This is a genomic window from Luedemannella flava (assembly GCF_039528515.1).
GTDB lineage: Bacteria > Actinomycetota > Actinomycetes > Mycobacteriales > Micromonosporaceae > Luedemannella > Luedemannella flava.
Genome location: NZ_BAAALT010000076.1, coordinates 75,376 through 92,057, shown reverse-complemented (window position 1 = coordinate 92,057; position 16,682 = coordinate 75,376). Strand labels below are relative to the sequence as shown.

The 16,682-nt window shown below is 70.0% G+C and carries 19 protein-coding genes; 5 read left to right on the top strand and 14 right to left on the bottom strand.

Annotated features, from left to right (window positions below; all coding sequences use genetic code 11):
- From ABD211_RS14590 to ABD211_RS14555, 8 genes are all read right to left on the bottom strand, one after another.
- Entirely contained in the window at positions 1 to 789 is a 789-nt protein-coding gene (locus tag ABD211_RS14590) for an ABC transporter permease subunit (protein ID WP_344130895.1), read from the bottom strand.
- On the bottom strand, positions 767 to 1,693 hold the full coding sequence (locus tag ABD211_RS14585; protein WP_344130892.1) for an ABC transporter ATP-binding protein: 927 nt from the start codon (positions 1,691 to 1,693) through the stop codon (positions 767 to 769). Before ABD211_RS14585 ends, ABD211_RS14590 begins: the two co-directional genes overlap by 23 nt.
- Positions 1,694 to 1,805: 112 nt before the next feature.
- Positions 1,806 to 2,807 carry a calcium/sodium antiporter gene (locus ABD211_RS14580; RefSeq protein WP_344130889.1) on the bottom strand — a complete coding sequence of 334 codons (1,002 nt, stop codon included), beginning with the start codon at positions 2,805 to 2,807 and terminating at the stop codon, positions 1,806 to 1,808.
- Positions 2,808 to 2,922: 115 nt separating this feature from the next.
- Entirely contained in the window at positions 2,923 to 3,699 is a 777-nt protein-coding gene (locus ABD211_RS14575) for an ABC transporter permease (protein WP_344130886.1), read from the bottom strand.
- On the bottom strand, positions 3,696 to 4,619 hold the full coding sequence (locus ABD211_RS14570) for an ABC transporter ATP-binding protein (RefSeq protein ID WP_344130883.1): 924 nt from the start codon (positions 4,617 to 4,619) through the stop codon (positions 3,696 to 3,698). The genes ABD211_RS14575 and ABD211_RS14570 overlap by 4 nt, the downstream gene beginning before the upstream one ends.
- Positions 4,620 to 4,670: 51 nt before the next feature.
- Positions 4,671 to 5,969, bottom strand: coding sequence for an ArsB/NhaD family transporter (locus ABD211_RS14565; RefSeq protein ID WP_344130880.1), 1,299 nt, complete (start codon positions 5,967 to 5,969; stop codon positions 4,671 to 4,673).
- Positions 5,966 to 6,409 carry a CBS domain-containing protein gene (locus ABD211_RS14560; RefSeq protein WP_344130877.1) on the bottom strand — a complete coding sequence of 148 codons (444 nt, stop codon included), beginning with the start codon at positions 6,407 to 6,409 and terminating at the stop codon, positions 5,966 to 5,968. The genes ABD211_RS14565 and ABD211_RS14560 overlap by 4 nt, the downstream gene beginning before the upstream one ends.
- 304 nt (positions 6,410 to 6,713) lie before the next feature.
- Complete coding sequence (locus tag ABD211_RS14555; RefSeq protein WP_344130874.1) at positions 6,714 to 6,902, bottom strand: hypothetical protein; 189 nt, start codon at positions 6,900 to 6,902, stop codon at positions 6,714 to 6,716.
- 59 nt (positions 6,903 to 6,961) lie between these two features.
- On the opposite strand from ABD211_RS14555, the gene ABD211_RS14550 reads away from it, so the two are divergent.
- Positions 6,962 to 9,307 carry a heavy metal translocating P-type ATPase gene (locus ABD211_RS14550; protein ID WP_344130871.1) on the top strand — a complete coding sequence of 782 codons (2,346 nt, stop codon included), beginning with the start codon at positions 6,962 to 6,964 and terminating at the stop codon, positions 9,305 to 9,307.
- A gap of 168 nt (positions 9,308 to 9,475) precedes the next feature.
- Here ABD211_RS14550 and ABD211_RS14545 read toward each other — a convergent pair whose 3' ends face one another.
- Positions 9,476 to 9,667, bottom strand: a complete 192-nt coding sequence (locus tag ABD211_RS14545) for a DUF1918 domain-containing protein (protein ID WP_344130868.1) — start codon at positions 9,665 to 9,667, stop codon at positions 9,476 to 9,478.
- Between the two features lie 252 nt (positions 9,668 to 9,919).
- On the opposite strand from ABD211_RS14545, the gene ABD211_RS14540 reads away from it, so the two are divergent.
- Genes ABD211_RS14540 through ABD211_RS14525 form a run of 4 tightly spaced genes read left to right on the top strand, consistent with a single transcriptional unit; the run spans position 9,920 to position 13,743 of the window.
- A complete protein-coding gene (locus tag ABD211_RS14540) occupies positions 9,920 to 12,697 on the top strand; it encodes a cation-translocating P-type ATPase (protein WP_344130865.1) in 2,778 nt (925 codons plus the stop codon).
- 13 nt (positions 12,698 to 12,710) lie between these two features.
- Positions 12,711 to 13,109 (top strand): hypothetical protein, encoded by a 399-nt coding sequence (locus tag ABD211_RS14535; protein WP_344130862.1) that lies wholly within the window; start codon positions 12,711 to 12,713, stop codon positions 13,107 to 13,109.
- The gene (locus ABD211_RS14530; protein ID WP_344130859.1) at positions 13,061 to 13,477 is read left to right on the top strand and encodes an acetate--CoA ligase family protein; all 417 of its coding nucleotides are present in this window, start codon (positions 13,061 to 13,063) and stop codon (positions 13,475 to 13,477) included. The genes ABD211_RS14535 and ABD211_RS14530 overlap by 49 nt, the downstream gene beginning before the upstream one ends.
- Positions 13,474 to 13,743 carry a DUF1876 domain-containing protein gene (locus ABD211_RS14525; RefSeq protein WP_344130856.1) on the top strand — a complete coding sequence of 90 codons (270 nt, stop codon included), beginning with the start codon at positions 13,474 to 13,476 and terminating at the stop codon, positions 13,741 to 13,743. Before ABD211_RS14530 ends, ABD211_RS14525 begins: the two co-directional genes overlap by 4 nt.
- 187 nt (positions 13,744 to 13,930) lie before the next feature.
- On the opposite strand, the gene ABD211_RS14520 is transcribed toward ABD211_RS14525, so the two are convergent.
- The 5 genes from ABD211_RS14520 to ABD211_RS14500 are packed head-to-tail and all read right to left on the bottom strand — an operon-like array spanning position 13,931 to position 16,543.
- Positions 13,931 to 14,197 carry a hypothetical protein gene (locus ABD211_RS14520; protein WP_344130976.1) on the bottom strand — a complete coding sequence of 89 codons (267 nt, stop codon included), beginning with the start codon at positions 14,195 to 14,197 and terminating at the stop codon, positions 13,931 to 13,933.
- A gap of 21 nt (positions 14,198 to 14,218) precedes the next feature.
- Entirely contained in the window at positions 14,219 to 14,692 is a 474-nt protein-coding gene (locus tag ABD211_RS14515) for a hydrogenase maturation protease (protein ID WP_344130973.1), read from the bottom strand.
- A complete protein-coding gene (locus ABD211_RS14510; protein WP_344130853.1) occupies positions 14,692 to 15,447 on the bottom strand; it encodes a hypothetical protein in 756 nt (251 codons plus the stop codon). The genes ABD211_RS14515 and ABD211_RS14510 overlap by 1 nt, the downstream gene beginning before the upstream one ends.
- Positions 15,444 to 16,256 (bottom strand): NADH-quinone oxidoreductase subunit B family protein, encoded by an 813-nt coding sequence (locus ABD211_RS14505; protein ID WP_344130850.1) that lies wholly within the window; start codon positions 16,254 to 16,256, stop codon positions 15,444 to 15,446. The genes ABD211_RS14510 and ABD211_RS14505 overlap by 4 nt, the downstream gene beginning before the upstream one ends.
- Positions 16,256 to 16,543, bottom strand: a complete 288-nt coding sequence (locus tag ABD211_RS14500; RefSeq protein WP_344130847.1) for a hypothetical protein — start codon at positions 16,541 to 16,543, stop codon at positions 16,256 to 16,258. Before ABD211_RS14500 ends, ABD211_RS14505 begins: the two co-directional genes overlap by 1 nt.
- Positions 16,544 to 16,682 lie beyond the last annotated feature (139 nt).

Sequence of the window (16,682 nt, the reverse complement as noted above, 5' to 3'; positions counted from 1 at the left end):
TTAGACGCCGACGTCGCGTCGGTTGAACAGGATCACTCCGGTGAGGGCGGTGGTGATGCCGATCCCGGCGAGCAGCAGCAGGGCTCCGGGGTGCCAGCCGGTGTGTAGTGGGTCGGTGCCGATGAAGTAGTAGAACGGTGAGGCGTATTTGAGCCAGGTCGCGTTGTCGCTGAGGTTGGACAGGGCGTTGGCCATGTAGGTGGCCACGGCGAGCACGCCGGTGACGGCCAGGACAGCGCCGCGTTTGCCGGTGAGGGCGCCGGTGAGGAAGGCGATGCCGGCGAAACACCAGGCCAGCAGGAGCAGGCCGACACAGGCGGCGGCGACGTTGCCGGCGGGGACGTCCATGCCGATCGCCGGGACGAGCACGCTGAGCACGATCCATGGCATGACAGCTACCAGGGTGATCGCGGCCGCGGCGGCTACCAGCCGCTGAACGGCGAACGCGGTACGTGAGAGCGGGTTGGCCAGCAGCAGCTCCATGCCGCCGTCCTCTTCGGGGCGGGCGATGGTGCGGGCGGCCAGGGTGACCGCGCACATGAGGACCAGCAGCGGCCCGACGAGGGAGAAGACGGTGGCCTGCAGGTAGCCGGCCGGGGACAGCATGTCGGCAATGCCGAGGAAGTCCAGCATGCCCTTGGGCAAGGCGTTCTGCTTGAGCTCGGCGGCGCCCTGGAACTGGCTGTAGAAGCCGGTGTAGATCGCGGTGAACACGCCGACACCGAGCGCCCAGCCGATGATGGCGCGGCGGTCGTCGCGCCAGGTCTTACGCACCAGCGGCGGCAGCATCGCTCGTACCCTCCCCGGTGTAGTAGTAGGACAGGAACGTCTCTTCCAGGTCAGGCTCGGCCGAGAGCAGGTCGATGACCTCGTGTCGGGCAGCCGCCTTGATCAGCGGATCGAGGCGGCCGTCGACGGTGCAGCGCAGCACTGGTCCGGCGACCTCCACTCCGGTCACGCCCGGTAGGCCGGTGAACTCCGAGGCGTGCACCGGGTCACCGAAGTGGATCTCGACCGAGCGGACGGCCCGACGGCCCAGCGACTCGACCTTCTCCACGGCGGCCAACTGCCCGTTGCGGACGATCGCGACCCGGTCGGCGGCCGACTGGACCTCGGCGAGTACGTGAGACGACATGAACACGGTCTGGCCGGCGTCGCGCGCCTCGCGGACCATGGCGAGGAACTCCTGCTGCATGAGCGGGTCCAGGCCGCTGGTCGGCTCGTCGAGGATCAGCAGCGCCGGCTGGTGCATGAACGCCTGCACCAGCCCGACCTTCTGCTTGTTGCCCTTCGACATGGCCCGCACCGGACGGGACAGGTCGAGGTCGAGGCGCTCGGCCAGGCTGGTGACGGCAGTCCACGGCACGTCGCCGCGCGCGTCGGCGAAGAAGCGCAGCAGGTCGGCGGCTGTCTCGCGGCCGGGAAAGGCGAGTTCGCCGGGCAGGTAGCCGATCTGGCGGTGCAGGGTGGCCTTGTCCCGGCGCGGGTCCATGCCCAGGATGCGGGCGTGGCCCCGGTCGGGGCGCAGGAAGTCCAGTAGTAGCCGGATGGTGGTGGTCTTCCCGGCGCCGTTGGGACCGAGGAATCCCATCACCTCGCCGGTGCGGACGTCGAGGTTGAGTTTTTCGATGCCGCGCTGGGAGCCGTAGAACTTGGTCAAGTCCTCGGTCAGCACGGCGGTATCGCTGGTCATGCCGTACAGCATCGGTCCGCTCCTGCTGTGGTTCTAGGTCGACGCGCGGACGACTACCACGTAATGATCTTGCTGGGCTTCGGCAATTCGCCAGTTCACGCCGCGCCTGAGCTCAGCCGGCAAGCAGCAGCGGCACCGTAAGCGCGTACGCCGCGAGCAGGGCCGCGCCCTCCACCCGGGTCAGTGCGAGGCCGCGACGTAGCAGTGCCCACGCCAGTGCCCCGGTCAGGATCATCGTGAGGATGAGTGCGACGCCGGCGGCGGGGACGGCGCCGGGGGCGGCGAAGGCGACCACGGCGCCGCCGGCGAGGCTGTTGAACAGGTTCGACCCGAACAGGTTGCCGACCACGAGGTCGGATTCGCCGCGCCGCTGCGCTTGGATCGTGGTGACCAGTTCCGGCAGGGAGGTGCCCAACGCGACGAGCGTGAACCCGATGATCAGTTGTGGTACGCCCAGGTCCGTGGCGATAGCCGAGGCGTTGGCGACCAGTAGCTGTGCACCGGCCAGGACGCCGGCAAGCCCGAGCACGGCGCGGACCGGCTCGAACCATGCGGGCGGTCGCCACCGCACGCGCTCGGCGCGCGCGGTGAGCATGGCGGGGCCTTCACCGGTTTCGGGGTCGCCCTCGGTGTGTTCCACGGCCTGTTCGGCCAGTTCGGCGTTGCGGCCCTCCCCCGCCCAGCGCACCAGCAGCCACAGTGCGCCAATGGCGGCGGCCACGAGGACCATGCCGCTGATCACGGTCAGTCCGAGCCAGGCGAGAAGCCCGAACAGGATCACCGCCGCGACAGCCAGCGGCACCTCGCGGCGGATGACCGTGGATGCGACGGCGACTCGGGCGATCAGGGCGGCTACGCCGAGGATGAGGGTCAGGTTGAGGATGTTCGAGCCGGTGATGTTGCCCAGTGCGATACCAGCGTCGCCGCGGGCGGCGGCCACACCTGACACGAGGAACTCCGGTGCCGAGGTGCCCAGCCCGATCACGACGACGCCGACCACGACAGGGCTGATCCGCATGCGCGCGGCCAGCCGCGACGAGCCCAGAACGAGATGGTCAGCAGCCACGGTGAGCAGCGCGAGACCGGCGAGGGCGAGCAGGATTTGAATCGTCAAGGCGTGCTCCACGGCAGGATCCGGCAAACATCACTTTGCCGACCAGGCTTCCCGGCACACCGGCGCACAACATACCCCACGCCCACCAACAAGGGGAACCGGCGAGACTGGAGGATCAGTTGGCGTGATCAGCACGCTGCCACCAGCGGGCCGTCGCTGACACACAGATGCCCGCGACGAGCGCGACGGTGGCGTATCCGAACGCGGTGGGCCGGTCCTGGTCGCCGGTGATCCCGGCGTGCATGGCCGGCACGGAGAACGCGAACCAGGGTCCGTACCCGAGGGCGGCGACGATCTGGGCGGTGAACAGCACCGCGAACAGCACCCCCACGGCGGCCAGGTAGCCGCGTCCGATGCTGGCGGCCAGGCCCAGGACGGTCACCAGCGCCATCGTCAACGCCGCGGTGGCCACAACCCGGCCTGCCCCGGACGCACACACGCGCAACCCGAACCCGGGTATGCCCAACACCGTGCCTAGGGCGGTGCCGAGCGTGAACAGGAAGATGGTCAGCACGAGGCACCAGGCGGCGGCGATCGCGAATTTCGCGATCACGATGGTTGTCCGGCTGGTCGGTAGGGCGAGGAGATCCTTGGCGGTGTGATCGGCGAACTCCCGCCCGAACATCCACAGCACCACCATTCCGAAGATCAGGAATCCGCCGATGGCGACGGTCTGCGCCAGCAGCCCGTAGTACGACGGCCAGGTAGGTTCCAGCGTCGCGAGCTGCGCTTTCGCGCCGAGCAGACCGAGGTCGCGGGCTTTCAGGGGATGCAGCGAGATGAACATGAACAGCCCGCCCGCGGCCGCGCCGACGGTGATGGCCAGCACAGTGATCCACCACAGCCGTGACCGGACCAGTTTGATCCATTCGATGTGCAGGGCGGCGCTCATGGGTGCGTCTCCTGTCGGGTCAGGCGCAGGAACACCGTCTCGAGGTCGTCCTCTCGGATGGCCAGATGCGTCGGTGGGCAGCCGGCTGCCACGAGTACGGTGGCGATGCGGTCCGGGGATGTCACCGCGTCGTCGGCTGTGAGCGCGAGCAGCTGCCCGGCTGGTTGTGGCGGGTAGCCCGCTTCGGCCAGGATCCGGGCGGCCGCTCGCTGGTCGCGGGAGCCGATCTCCAGCCGGCGTCGGGCGTGCAGGGCAAGGTCGCTGGCGGCGATTTCGGTGATCATCTTGCCGTGGTGGATGATGCCGATGCGGGTGGCCAGCTTGGCGACCTCGGCCAGGATATGGCTGGAGAGCAGGATCGCGGCCCCGGCCGCCGCCAGGTCCTTGAGCAGCTGGCGGATCTCGGTGACACCGGCGGGGTCGAGTCCGTTGGCCGGTTCGTCGAGGATCAGCAGAGCCGGTTGGCCCAGCAGTGCTTTGGCCAGGCCGAGGCGCTGCTGGTTGCCCAGCGACAGCTCACGCGACCTGCGGTCGGCATAGGGCGTAAGGCCCAACCGCTCAACCGTCGTGTCGACGGTGTGGGCGGGCATGCGCTTGAGGCGTGCCATGACCGCGATGTTCTGGCGCACCGTCAGTTCCGGATAGGCGGCCGGGGTTTCGACCAGATAGCCGACCTTGGACCACAGGTGCCTCGCGGTGGGCGTGACCGGCTCGCCGAACAGGGACACCGATCCGGAGGTAGGGCTGATCATCGACAACAGCATCCTGATCGTCGTCGTCTTGCCGGCCCCGTTGAGCCCCAGCAACGCGTAGATCTCCCCGGCGGTCACGGTGAAGTCGACCCCGTCCACGGCGCGCACCGCACCGTAATGCTTCACCAGCTCCCGGACGGCGACCACCGGCGTTGGTGACGTCTGCATGGGTCCTCCCCCGTCAATGCGACGTAGCAGCCACAGGCTCCGAAACGGGTATCACGCAAAAGCGAAAAATCTTAGGTACAGATACGGCACGGCGAGCGCAACCGTGATCACGGCGACGATCAGTCCGTAGCGGGTGAACTGCCAGAACGAGATGGGCTTGCCGGCGCGGGCGGCGATGCCGAGGACCACCACGTTGGCTGAGGCGCCGACCGCGGTGGCGTTGCCGCCCAGGTCCGCTCCGATCGCGAGCGCCCACCACAGTGCCCGCGCCTGACCGCTGTCCGGGCCGGCGTCGACCATCTGGTCGACGATCGGGCTCATCGTGGCCACGTACGGGATGTTGTCGATGATCGCCGACAGTGCCGCCGATCCCCACAGCAGCACCATCGACCCCAGCCAGAGCCGGCCGTCGGTGGCGTCGATCGCCGCGCGCGCGACGGTGTCGACGACGCCGGTGTTGACCAGGGCGCCGACCATGACGAACAGGCCCGCGAAGAACACCAGGGTGGGCCACTCCACGTCGCGGGCCACCTCGGCCGCGTCCAGCCGGGACAGGCCGAGCAGCAGCAGCCCGCCGCAGACCGCCACGATGGACGGCTCGTAGTGCAGCACGTTGTGGGCCAGGAACGCGACGAGCACGACCGCCAGCACGATAAGGCTGACGATGAGCAGGCGCCGGTCGCGGATCGCGTCGCGTTCGCGCAGTGTGGCTATCTGGGCGGCGCGGTCGGGGTCGTAGCGGAACGCCGCCCGGAACAGCCACCGGCACAGCCCGAGGAACACGACCAGAACGCCGAGGACGAACGGCCCGAGGACGACCAGGAAGTCGGTGAACGTGAGCCCGGACCGGCTGGCGATGATGATGTTGGGTGGGTCGCCGACGAGGGTCGCGGCGCCGCCGATGTTGGACGCCAGCACCTCAGCGATGAGGAACGGCACCACCGGCACACCCAGCCGTTCACAGACCAGGAAGGTCACCGGCGCGACGAGCAGCACGGTCGTCACGTTGTCCAGTGCCGCGGAGACGACGGCGGTGACGAGGACGAGGATCACCATGACCCGGAACGGTCGGCCCTTGGCGCGCTTGGCCGCCCAGATCGCCAGGTACTCGAACACGCCGGTCCGTTTGAGTACCGCGACGATGAGCATCATGCCGACGAGCAGGAAGATGACGTTCCAGTCGACGCCGGCCTCGGGCGAGAAGAACGCGTGCTCGGCATCCGTGGCTCCCAGCAGCAGGACCACGACCGCACCGGCGAGCGCGGCGGCGACGCGGTGTACCCACTCGGTGGCGATGAAGACGTACACGGTGACGAACACCGCCACCGTGATCCACGACAGCGCGGTCACGAGGCGAGCATCCGGTCCAGCAACGCGTCCAGGGTGACCGCCCCGAGCATCGTCCGCCCGTCAACCACGGCCACGAGCGGGCTGCGGGTGCGGGCCATGAGCGCGGCGATCTCCAGCACCGTCGCGTCCGGCGCCACCACCGCCAGCTCCCGCTCCGGGGTCGGCAGGCACTCGGCGACCGTACGGTCAGCCAGGTCGCGCAGGAACGTGTCCGCGTGCGCTTCGTCGATCACCCGGGCCAGGGCCGGGTCCTCCTGGCAGTACGCCGGAACGGCCAGCCGCAGCACCTGGGTTCCCGGCAGGATCGTGTACGGCCGCTCCGCCGCGTCAACGACGATCAGCCCAGGCAGATCAGCCCCGGCGAGCAGCCGGGCCGCCTCCAACGCCGAGGTGCCCAACCCCACGGTCGGGTAGGAAACCGCAAGGTCAGCGGCCCGCATGGTGGTCCCTCATTGAAGCCTCCGCGTCGTCGCACCAACGAACAACGCCGACCAGACTTCCCGGCACACCAGGAGTTCACCTTACCCAAAGCCCCGACATTCCAGCATCGCGGATAGGACTCCCGGCCCCCTATCGTCGATGGCGTGCGTCGGTAGGGTGCTCAGACTGTCGCCGGGCGGGGTCTGACGGCGAGCCATTGCTTCAGCGGCTTCCCTGGTTGCTCGCCGTGTTCACTTCTTCGGTGTCCGGCGCACGGTGAGTTCTTGTCGGCCGGCCAGGGCATACCGCATCGCGATCGACAGGTCACGACAGCGCCGATGGCTCAGCCTCGCCCTGCTCGGCGTGGCGGCGCAGTCGGTCGGCCTGCGTTTTCTTGCTCGCGATGTGCCGTAGGCTCTCCTCACGTGCAGCGACTTCACCGAGCCACTGCATCCGGTGGGCTTCGTCGAGCCGTTCGCGGGTGTTGATTTCGATCTGCAACAGGCGCGGCATGTGGGCAAGATCCAATCGGAGTACCCGTCTGCGCGACGATAGGAGTTGAGGTGAGCCGGATGTCCGAAGGTGTGGGTTGGTGGCGCTCTCACCCAGGGATGCGCCGGCTGGCCGATGTCGCGATCCCGCTGTTGTTCGCGGTGTCCACGCTGCTGCTCCTCGCCGGCGTCGCCGCCGCCGCGGCGGGTGCCCGTTCGGTCGCGGTCGGGCTGTGGGTATCGGCGACCCTGCTGGGAATGGCCTACTCCACCGTCACGCTCGTCGATGCGGTACGCCATCGCCGCCCGAGCGTCGACGTCATCGCATGGCTCGCACTCGTCGGCGCGCTCGCGGTGGGCGAGCCGCTCGCGGGTGCGGTCATCGCGGTGATGCTGGCCAGCGGCGTACTGCTCGAGACGAGAGCCGAGGCCCGTGCGCGCCGGGAACTGAGCCTGCTCGCCGCGCGAGCACCCCGGGTGGCCCGGCGGCTCACCCCGTCGGGTGTAGACGAGGTCCCCGTCGACGAGGTAGTCGCGGGCGACGCGTTGATCGTCGGCTCCGGCGAGATCGTTCCCGTGGACGGGCGTCTGCTCGGCCCGGCGGTCCTGGACGAGTCCGCGCTGACCGGCGAGGCCCGGCCGGTCGAGCGCCGCGCGGGCGAGGACGTACGCAGCGGTGTCGTGAATGCCGGTTCGCCAGCGCAGATGCGCGCGACCGCGACGGCGGGCGAGTCGACGTACGCCGGGCTGGTACGGCTGGTCGAACACGCACGCGCGGACAACGCGCCGTTCGTACGTGTCGCCGACCGGTTCGCGGTCGCGTTCGTGCCGCTGACGCTCGCGCTCGCCGGGGTGGCGTGGGCCCTCACGGGCGACGCCGTGCGGGCGGTCGCGGTCCTCGTCGTGGCCACTCCATGCCCACTGCTCCTCGCCGCTCCCATCGCGATCATGTCAGGGCTCTCCCGAGCCGCGCGTGCCAGCGTGGTGATCAAGGGCGGCTCGGCCCTGGAGCGTCTCGCCGCCGGACGGGTACTGCTGTTCGACAAGACCGGGACGCTGACGCGTGGCCGGCCCACGGTCGCCGACATCATCACGACCGGCTCAGCGGACGCCACTGAACTCCTACGCCTCGCGGCCTCACTCGACCAGACGTCCGCACATGTGCTCGCCAGCGCCATCGTGACCGCCGCCGCGGCCCGCGATTTGCCGCTGACAATGCCGACGCAGGTCGTCGAGCGGCACGGGTACGGCGTCGAGGGTGTTGTCGACGGGCACCGCGTCCGACTTGGCAAGGCGACGTGGGTCGTCGACGGGCAGGCGCCCGCGTGGGTTCGCCACGCACGCCGCCGGGCAGCCATGGACGGGTCGTTGACCGTCTTCGCATCAGTCGACGACATTCCGGCCGGTGTCCTCCTGCTTGAGGATCCGCTGCGTCCAGAGGCGCCGCGAATGGTGCGCGCGCTGCGTGCCGCCGGTATCAACCGGATGGTCCTGCTCACCGGCGACCGGGCCGACGTGGCCCAGATGGTCGGCCGCATCGTCGGTGTCGACGCCGTGCACGCCGAACGCGACCCAGCCGGCAAGCTCGCGATCGTCCGGGCCGAGCAGGCAAACCAGCCGACGGTCATGGTGGGAGACGGCATCAACGACGCGCCCGCGCTGGCCGCGGCGGATGTAGGCGTGGCGCTGGCGGCGCGCGGCGTCACGGCCTCCGCCGAAGCCGCTGACATTGTCCTCACCGCGGACCGGATTGACGCGCTAGCCGACGCGATCATCATCGCCCGACGTGCCCGTCGGATCGCCTTGCAGGCTGTTGTCGTCGGTATGGGCCTGTCGCTGATCGGCATGGCGGCCGCCGCGGTGGGTCTGCTAACGCCCGCCGTCGGTGCGCTGACACAGGAGGCGATCGACATCGTGGCGATCGCGCTCGCCCTGCGGGCGCTGCTGCCGGCCCGAACCCACACGGTCGTCCTGCCACCCGGGGATCTGGTCACCGCCCGCCGACTCTTCGCGCAACACCATGCCGTACGACCGATCGTCGAGCAGGTGCGGACCGTCGCCGCCACGCTGACAACGGATGGTGATCTCGCCCCCGCACGGAGCCTGCAGGACCGGCTGGAGTCCGACCTCTTGGCGCACGAGCGGGCCGATGAGGCGGAACTGCTCCCCATCGTGGCGCGGACGCTGGGCGGACCGGAGACCGTCGGCGCGATCAGTCGCACCCACGCCGAGATCGAGCACCAGATCACCCGGCTTCGGTATGTACTCGACGAGATCGGCGACAGCTCGGACCCGGAGGACGTCGTCGAGTTGCGGGGACTGCTCTACGGCCTGTACGCCATCCTGCGGCTGCACAACGCACAGGAGGAGGAGACCGCCTTCAGCCTCATGCCGGCAGCGGCCGCCCGATATGACGTTCCCGGCTGATCCGGCAAAGCTGACAGCGCGAGCAGTCGCCTCGCCGGACGACGATGGTCCCGGTCGCGGGAGACCAAGTGCCCTGCCGCGGAAGATGCCGTTCCGCCATCGTAGGAGCAGAACGTCGAGTCAGCGCTGCCCACCGACTTTCCAGCCGTTGCTGGTTTCCCTCCGCCACTACCTGTGTCCTGCTTCCACCCGTCCCTCCGGTCCGGGATAGACGAGGGTTTCGTGCTCGTCGTCAAGCCAGCGCACGGTGTAGGGCGGGCTGCCGTCGTCGTGGTGGAGCTCGGTGATGACGCCGACGCGCCGGGGTGAGCCGGGGTGCGTTGGCTCGAGCACAAGACGATCTCCTACCTTGGCCTTCACGCCGATCTCCTCGCACTATCCGCGACGCGCTGCCAGCACCCCCAGCGTGCGCCACGGCGGCACCGGGCGCCGGTCATTCGATCACTTCGGCGACCAACCGTCGGCAACGGGCGGCCAGCACATCAGGACCAATAGCCCCTGGTGCCCCACCTGACGCGGAGGAGGGTTGGAAACCGGTAGGCGGTGTCTGTGCGGGCGGTGGATCCGCGTCGGGAATCAGTCCGGGCCAGCGTTAATGGACGGGTGAGCAGCGTGTCGGATGGCGCGAGGGCGGGTGTAGCGGCCGGAGTTGAGGTCGAGCCGGTCGGCAACCCGCTGGAGCCGGTCGACTTGCTGATGCGCGATCTACGAACCGGACGTGGCGGCCTGTCCGGGCGCGAGGCGCGGCGTCGGATGACGGTGTACGGGGCCAACGAGCTGGCCCGTCAGCGTGGCCGGCAATGGCCGCGCGAGCTGTTGGCTCAGGTGACGCACCCGCTGGCGTTGCTGCTGTGGCTGGCCGCGCTGTTGTCGGCGGTGTCCGGCACGATGCCGCTCGCGGTGGCGATCGTGGCGGTGATCGGCCTGAACGCGGTAGTGGCGTTCGCCCAGGAGCGCCAGGCCGAGCGGGCAGTCGAGGCGCTCGCGGCGTACCTGCCGCCGCACGCGACCGTGGTTCGCGACGGCCACCAGCAGGTCATTGAGGCCCGCGAGCTGGTTCCGGGCGACGTACTCGTCATCGCCGAGGGCGATCGGGTGTGTGCCGACGCCCGGCTGCTGGACGGCGTGGTCGAAGTGGATCTGTCGACCCTCAACGGCGAGTCGCTGCCAGCGCTGCGGTCGGCCCGGCTCGAGGACGCGTCCGGGCCGCTACTCGACGCGCGCGATCTCGTGTTCAGCGGCACGTCGTGCACGGGCGGCGAGGCGACGGCGCTGGTGTTCGCCACCGGCATGCGCACCGAACTGGGCCGCATCGCGGCATTGTCCCAGCGGGTGGGCCGTGAGCCGTCGCCGCTGGAACGTCAGGTGACCCGGGTCGCCTGGCTGATCGCGGCGGTGGCGATCGGCGTTGGGCTGGCATTCCTGCCGCTGGCCATGCTGGGCGCCGGCCTGACCCTGACCGACGCGGCCAACTTCGCGATCGGCCTGCTCGTCGCCAACGTGCCCGAGGGACTGTTGCCGACGATCACCCTCGCGCTGGCGGTGGGCGTACGTGTGCTTGCCCGACGTGGCGCCGTCGTCAAGCGGCTCAGCGCGGTGGAGACGCTGGGTTCGACCACCGTGATCTGTACCGACAAGACGGGCACGCTGACGCAGAACCGGATGCGGGTCACGGATTTGTGGACACCGGCCAGCCCGGTCGCCCTGAACGACGCGGCCACGCTTCGGGCCGCGCCGATGGTGGCACACCATCTGGTACGGGCGGCGGCCGCCTGCAACAACGCCGAACTGGACCGCGAGGCACCCGAACGCGCGACTGGTGACCCGACCGAGATCGCTCTGCTGAACGCCGCGACCGCTCTCGGCGACGACGTGGACCACGGCGCACGGCTGGCCAAACGTCGCGCGCAGTTCCACTTCGACCCGGCGCTGCGTCTGATGTCCACGATCGACGACGTCGATGGCCACCGTTGGGTCCACACCAAGGGCGCCCCCGAGGAGGTGCTCGCCCGGTGCACCGAGGTCACGGCTGCGGACGGCTCGGCGGAGCCGTTGACCCCCGACGCCCGCACGGCGGCCTCCGCAGCGTTTGCGGGATACGCCGGGCGTGGACTACGCGTGCTTGCCGTGGCCCGCCGATCGCTGCTGTCGGACGCGCCGGTACCGACGGACCGCGACGATGTCGAGCGGGACCTGACGCTGCTGGGCCTGGTCGCCATGTTCGACCCACCTCGCCCGGAGGTTCCCGCGGCGGTCGCCCAGTGCCATACGGCCGGGCTTCGGTTGATCGTCGTGACCGGTGACAACGCCGCGACGGCCACTGAGGTCGCCCGGATGGTGGGCATCGGTCGTGGCGGCCACATCCGCGCCGTCACCGGCGCCGAACTCGACGCATTGAGCGAGCACCAGCTCGACGAACTCCTCCGACACCACCAGGAGCTGATCTTCGCGCGGAGCTCGCCTGAGGCCAAGCTGCGCATCGCTGACGCGCTGCGCGCCGAGGGAAACGTAGTGGCGATGACGGGCGACGGCGTCAACGATGCCCCCGCGCTGCGCCGCGCGGATATCGGCGTCGCGATGGGGGCTACCGGCACCGATGTGGCCCGCGAGGCGGCCACGATGGTGCTTACCGACGACAACTTCGCCACCATCGTCACCGCCGTACGCGAGGGCCGGCGCGTCTACGACAACGTGCGGAAATTCATCTTGTACATCTTCGCCCACGCCACCCCGGAGGTCGTTCCGTTCCTGGTGTACGCGCTGTCGGGCGGTACGGTGCCGCTGCCGTTGACGGTGCTGCAGATCCTGGCGATCGACTTGGGCACCGAAACGCTGCCCGCGCTTGCGCTGGGCCGCGAGCGCGCCGAGCCCGGGCTCATGGACCGTCCGCCGAGGCCGCGCGGCGAGGGCGTGATCCGGGCCGGCATACTCACCCGCGCCTGGTTGCTGCTCGGCGGCGTCTCAGCCGTGCTCGTACTCGCCGGGTTCTTCCTGACCCTGTGGCAGGGCGGTTGGCGGCCAGGCGCCTCCGTCGAGGAGGGCAGCCCGCTGCACCACGTGTGGCACCAGGCGACCACGATGACGTTTCTCGGCATCGTCGCCTGCCAGATCGGCACCGCCTTCGCCGCCCGTACGCACACCGCGTCGTTGCGGTCGATCGGGGTGACCACCAACCGGCTGCTGCTGTGGGGCATCGCCTTCGAGATCGCCTTCGCCGCCGCCGTGGTGACGCTGCCGCCGCTGCAACGCGTGTTCGACACCGCCCTGCCCACGACCAGCCAACTTGCCCTGCTGCTGCCCTTCCCCGTGCTGGTGTGGGGTGCCGACGAGTTGTGGCGGGGCGCGCGACGACGACGGCACCGAATTCCGCCCGGCATCGGCTCGGCCTGACGACAATGGGGGTGTGACGGATGCCCCGCTGCTGGCCGGGGATGGCGGCGACCAGGTCGATGTCCTGACCGCCGACGGCGCGGTCATCGTGATCGGGCCGGCCACAGTGGCAGACACGGTTTGCCATCACCGATCTGCACCTGCGTGGGTCAGTGGACGCCTTGCGCAGCCGGTTCTTCTCCGTGCCCGGGTCGTCAGCCGTCTCGGCCGAGGTAGGGCCCGCGCACGCACACGCGGCATCGTGGAGCTGACCGGCGAGGTCCTGGCGGGAAACGCGGCCATGCTACGCGTGACGACCAACATCGCGGGCAAGATCGTGCCGCACCGCGACGATGGCACAGTGCGCGTCGGGTTGGCCACGGCGTGTTCACCGACGTGCTGGGCGACCGTGTCTTCCGGCTGGTGGCGTTGACCGATCTGGACGCGGCACGGATGTGGCGGTCGCCGCGCGCAGCTCCGCTGTTGACGGGCTACCGAGGCAGCGCTGTCGCCGACACGGCCGCCCTGGAGGAGGTCCTGCTACGTCTCGGGCTACTGGCGGAGCACCACCCGCAGGTTGCTGAGCTCGATCTCAACCCGGTCATCTCCGGTCCCGGCGGTGTGGTGGCCGTCGACGCCACGGCGCGGCTCGTAGCGACGGCGTCGAGCCCGACCCTGTCGCGCGGCGCCTACAGCCAGCCGCCTGACGAGGGTCACGCGAGTCGGGACCAAAGGCCCTGCGCGCCGCTTGCGAGACGAGAAGACTGGGAGGTGGAACACCAATCGAGGAGGTCGCCATGACCACCATGAAACGCTGGTCCGTAGAGATCTTCATCGGAGAGAACGACGGACAGACCTACGCCGAGGCACGCCTGCGCACCGAGCTGGGCGACCGGCTACTGGGCACCGGGCGGGCGTGGTTGAGCCCGGACGACTACGACATCCCGGAGATCGGCGACGAGGTCGCCGTCGCCCGAGCGCTGACGGACCTCGGTCATCGCCTGCTGATCACTGCCGCGGGCGACATCGAGCAGGTCACCGAGGAGCCTGTGCGCCTGTCCGGTTGACTTCGCCGGACGCTGTACGCGTAAGGACGAGAACATACACCTACTTGCCGCTCGTGCGGTTCGCACCGGCTGCACGCACCAACTGGCACGCTCACGCGCTCGGCCAGACGTTGCATGTCGCCGAGGGTATCGGCTTGGTCGGCACCCGTGACGGGAACGTACTCCGCGGCCTGGGCGGGATCTGCGGTCACGGGACACGCTCCGAGGTGGGTGTTCGACCGGCGTTGAAGTAGGCGGCGCAGGGCACCAGGATGTGGCTGACCAGCAGGCTGAAGTTGGTCAGGCCCAGCGCCGCGGCGCGCAGGACCGCCATCGCGTTGGCCGACGCGGTGGTCTCGAAGCCCACGGCGAGGAACACGACCCGCCGGTCCGGATGGGCCACTGCAAGAGCGAGCGCGTCCATCGGGGAGTAGACGACCCGTACGTCCGCGCCGCGCGCGGTCAGGGCGAGCAGATCGGTGTCGACCAGTCCTCGTCAGTCATGGCCGCTCAGCACCTCTCGTACCCGTAGCGCGATGGGTACGACGCAGTCGGCGACCTCCTTGGTCAGCCCGGAGCCGAACCCGAAGTCGGCGCCGGTGACCGCCAGCACGACCAGCTCGCGCGGCAGCCGGTCCAGGGTGCCGGCCAGCGCAACGGTGTCGCCGAAACCAACGTGGTGGGAGCTGACCGGCGGCGCGTCGGTGCCCGCCATCTCCGTAAGGTTCAGCTCATAGCGGCGCCCGGGCGGGTCGGTGGGCGAGCGCACCGCGTTGACGACAACCGCGAGGTCGGCATCGGCCCAGAGGTCAATCAGCCGGGTAGGTTCGCCGTCGGTCACCGCGAGCGTCGCCCCGGCAAGGTCGGGCGGGACGGGCGACAGGGAGCGCAGCACGTCCACCACGGCGGGGCCGACGCCGTCGTCGCGGCGCAGGTCGTTGCCGACCCCGATGACCACCCGGCCGCCCATCACAGCCGCTCCACGGTCAGGTCAAGGAAGTGGGTGGCGCACGATATGCACGGGTCGTAGTTGCGGATCGCCTGCTCGCAGGCGTGGGTGAGGCGGTGGTCACCGAGGTCGAGCCGGTCGGCGACGAACCGGCGCAGGCCGTCCTCAATGCTGGCCTGGTTCTGGGCGGTGGGCGGGACGATGCGCGCGGAGACGATCAGGCCGTCGGCGTCGAGGGCGTACCGGTGAAACAGCGTTCCTCGGGTCGCCTCGGTGGCACCGCGACCGATCCCGGCACGGACCAGGATGCTGCGGTAAGGGTTGTCGCAGCACGGGCCCAGCCCGATCGCGGCCGCGATTTCCAACGCCAACGGGGACAGCAGGTGACGATTGAGCGTGTAGCGGGCGGCCGGGCCGGTGAGGTAGTGCCCCCGATCCCTCAGCCGGGCGTGCAGCGCGGTCGAGTGCGGCACCTGGTCCTCGACCACGTATTTCTCGAAGTCGTCCACCCGGAAGGCGAGCCCGCCGGCGGTGACGACGGTGCCGCGTTCGATGGCGTACCGGTCGGGGTGGGTCAGCGCCATCTCGTGGTCGTGGCGGAAGTCCGGAAACTCGAAGGTGGCCACCCAGCGGGCGGTGTCCAGTGCCCAGTCCAGCGCCGTCACCCCGCAGGCGTCCTCGACCGGACCGTCACGCACCCGGACGCGCATGGCGCCCTCACCCTCGACCCGGGCGAGGGAGCGCACATCGAGCGTGCGGTCGGACCGGTGGGTCATCGCGGCACCGCCACGTCCGACGGGCCGGCACCCGGCGGTGGCCCGACGGTCACCGACGACAGCGCGACAAACGCGGGCGCACCGGTGTTGAACGTCCGGTACGCCCGCCCGATGTCGCCCGCCGACATACCGGTGGCGCGCAACAGGCCGGCCTGAGCGGGGCCGTTGGGCGTCTCCACCGGCCCGAAACAGCCGTAGCAGCCCCGGTGGTGGCTGGGGCACAGGGCGCCGCAGCCCGCCTGGGTCACCGGGCCCAGGCACGGCGTACCGTGCGCGACCACCACGCACACGTTTCCCCGCTGCTTGCACTCGAAGCACACGCTGTGGGTGGGCACATTGGGCCGTCGCCCGGCCAGCAGGGCGGTGATCACCTCCAGCAGCTGGCGCCGGTCGATCGGACACCCACGGAGCTCGACGTCAACCGGCACGTGGGCCGCGATGGGCGTCGAGGTAGCAAGCGTGTCGATGTAGTCGGGACGGGCATACACCACCGATCGAAACTCCTCCACATCGGCGAAGTTGCGCAGGGCCTGCACACCGCCCGCGGTCGCGCAGGCGCCGATCGTGACCAGCGTCCGCGACACCCGGCGTACGTGCTGGATGCGCTGCGCGTCCTCGGCCGTGGTGACCGAACCCTCCACCAGCGACACGTCATACGGCCCGGGCAGGCTGTCGGACGTGGCCTCGCGGAAGTGCGCGATGCGCACCCGGCCCGCGAGCGCGAGCAGGTCGTCCTCGCAATCCAGCAGCGTGAGCTGGCAGCCGTCGCAGGAAGCGAACTTCCACACCGCCAACGTCGGTGGTTCCATCACAGCTCCCGCACCCGCAGCAGCGGCGCGGACACGTCGTAGCCGACCACCGGCCCGTCCCGGCACAGCAGCAATGGTCCGAGCTGGCAGTGCCCGCACCAGCCGGCGCCGAAGGCGGTAACCATGGCGAACTGGCCGGGCGCGAACGCGGGGGCCGCCTCGACGGTCGGCGCTATCTCGATGGTCGCGGTGTCGTCCGTGTGCCGCAGGCGGGAGACCACCCGGTACGGGCGTGGCAGGGCAGCGTCGGGCCGGCAGGCGACCATCGGGGCGATGGCGGTGGTCATGGCCGTGCTCCGACAGTCGGGCCAGGCGCCGCGAAGGCGTCCGTGGGTTCCCACACCTGCGCGCCGAAGGCCCACCGGTACGGGGGAACCAGCCCGGCGAGGAATGGATGCCGGGCGACCCGCTCCCCCATGCCAGTGG